The sequence below is a fragment of the Xanthomonas bromi genome (assembly GCF_900092025.1).
Lineage (GTDB): Bacteria > Pseudomonadota > Gammaproteobacteria > Xanthomonadales > Xanthomonadaceae > Xanthomonas > Xanthomonas bromi.
Genome location: NZ_FLTX01000043.1, coordinates 1 through 1892 on the forward strand (window position 1 = coordinate 1; position 1892 = coordinate 1892).

At 60.8% G+C, this 1892-nt stretch carries 2 protein-coding genes; both read right to left on the minus strand.

Annotation, left to right across the window (positions count from 1 at the left end):
• The coding region (locus XBLMG947_RS14340) for a CHASE3 domain-containing protein (protein ID WP_139074403.1) at positions 1-1125 on the minus strand (1125 nt) is incomplete at its 3' end.
• Between the two features lie 559 nt (positions 1126-1684).
• A partial coding sequence (locus tag XBLMG947_RS23220; RefSeq protein WP_209437483.1) for a hypothetical protein occupies positions 1685-1892 on the minus strand: 208 nt, incomplete at its 5' end.

The window sequence follows — 1892 nt, forward strand, 5'->3', positions numbered from 1 at the left end:
GCGTGCGGTCAGGTCGCCGGCAGCGATCGACTGCAACAAGCCCGAGAGCGACTGCAGGTTGCCATCGGCGGTGGCCATCAAGGTGTTGAGGCTTTCCACCATCACGCGGAAGTCGTGCTGGAAGTTGTCGGCATCGCCGCGGGCGCTGAAGTCGCCATTGGCGGCGCATTGCGAGAGATGCTTGATTTCGCGATTGACCGAAGACAGGTTGTCCTTGACCTTGGCCATGGTGTCGCTGAGCACGGCCTTGTCGCCGGGCAGGGCTTCCATGTCTTCGCGTAGATCACCGACAGCGTACTGCCCCATGATCTGCGCCAGTCGCATCATCACTGCCACGTGCGAGGCGGCCAGATCGTTGTTGCCGCGCACGATGGTTGCGTAGTCGCCAGGAAACGCGGCTTCGTCCAGACGGAAGTTCAGTTCGCCTTGATCGTGCCGGCGCTTCATTTCCTGCTGGCCATGCAACACCTTCTGCAACTGTTGCTGCATCTTGCTCATGCTGGCGAGCAGACGGCCGGTTTCATCGGTCCCGGTGCTGTCCACGCTGATGGACACGTTGCCGGCCGCGATGGAATCGGCCACGTGCGAGGCGGTGCCCAGACGATTGATCAGGCGACGACGGATCAGCCAACCGCTCACCAGCGCCACCAGCACCGCAACGCCGCTGCCGATGATCATCGACCAACGGCTGCTGGTCTTTGCGGCCTTCAATGTTGCGCTGCGCTTGACCAGCAGTTCGTTTTCCTGCCCTTCGAAGTCGACCAGCAGCTGACGGATCTGGCCCATCGCTGCACGTTCATGGCCGGCCTTGAACTGGGTGAGTAGCGCGGACAACTCGCTGTCGCTGCTTTGGGCACGCAGCGCAATCAGCTTGTCTTCGGAACTCATGAATTGGTCGTAGGCCGCATGCAGGCGCTGCAGGCGTTGCTGCTGCACCGGGTTATCGGCGGTCAACGTCTTGGCGCGGGTGAAGTCTTGTTCGAACTGCACCTTGCCGTTGTTGTAGGGCACCAGATGCGTTTCCTGCCCGGACAGCAAAAAGCCGCGTGCGCCGGTCTCCACATTGACCGAGGCAATGGACATGGCGCGGCCGGTGGCAATGACCTGATAGGTGTGGTCGTTCATGGCCACCGCGTCCGACAATTCGGACTGCCCACGCAGCCCCACCGTTGCGACGATCAAGAGCACAAGAACAACTGCGCCGAAGCCCAGTGCCAATTGTGTCGAAAGACTTAGCTGTTTCATCGAATGAGCCTTGAGCTTGTAAAGCATGGAAATTCGGAGCCCGACGTACAGCGCTCCGGGATCGACCTTGGTGTGGTCACGGTGCAGTTGCGTGCTTTCGAGACGTCACCTCGTCGCTGAATTGATTAGCGGCTGACTGATTTGGCGCTTAAGCAATTCATCACACATCGAACACGCGATTTCGGTGCCGTTTATGTGCGGCTAGCGAGCAGGACCACACCACACCGCAGCGCTGGCATGCACGACGCTCAACGGGTGGCGAAAGACGGTCCGTCGCGGTGCTGGTTTGAAGGCGGAAAAGCGTTTAAGTGCGCTGGCGCTGCTGGCGTTTCGCAGCTGCGATTCGAACGCGTCGTATGTGATGTTGTAACCGACACCAACAAACGACAGTGCTGAAGACAGCACCGTCGTTTGCGTAAGAGCGAGGTCGACAGGGCGCTTAGAACTCGGTCCAGTCGGATCCGCTGGAAGCGACCGCGACCGTTCTTGCGACCGCCTTGGGCGTGTAGGCCGTTGCCACCAACTTGGGCTTCTGCGCAGGTGGCACCGCTGTCGGTGCAATCCGGGTCGCCGCGCGTCGCTGTGCGGTGGCCTGCACGTGATCGGTCTTGAACACGGCGACCGCATCGGTGAGCTGAGTCGCCTGG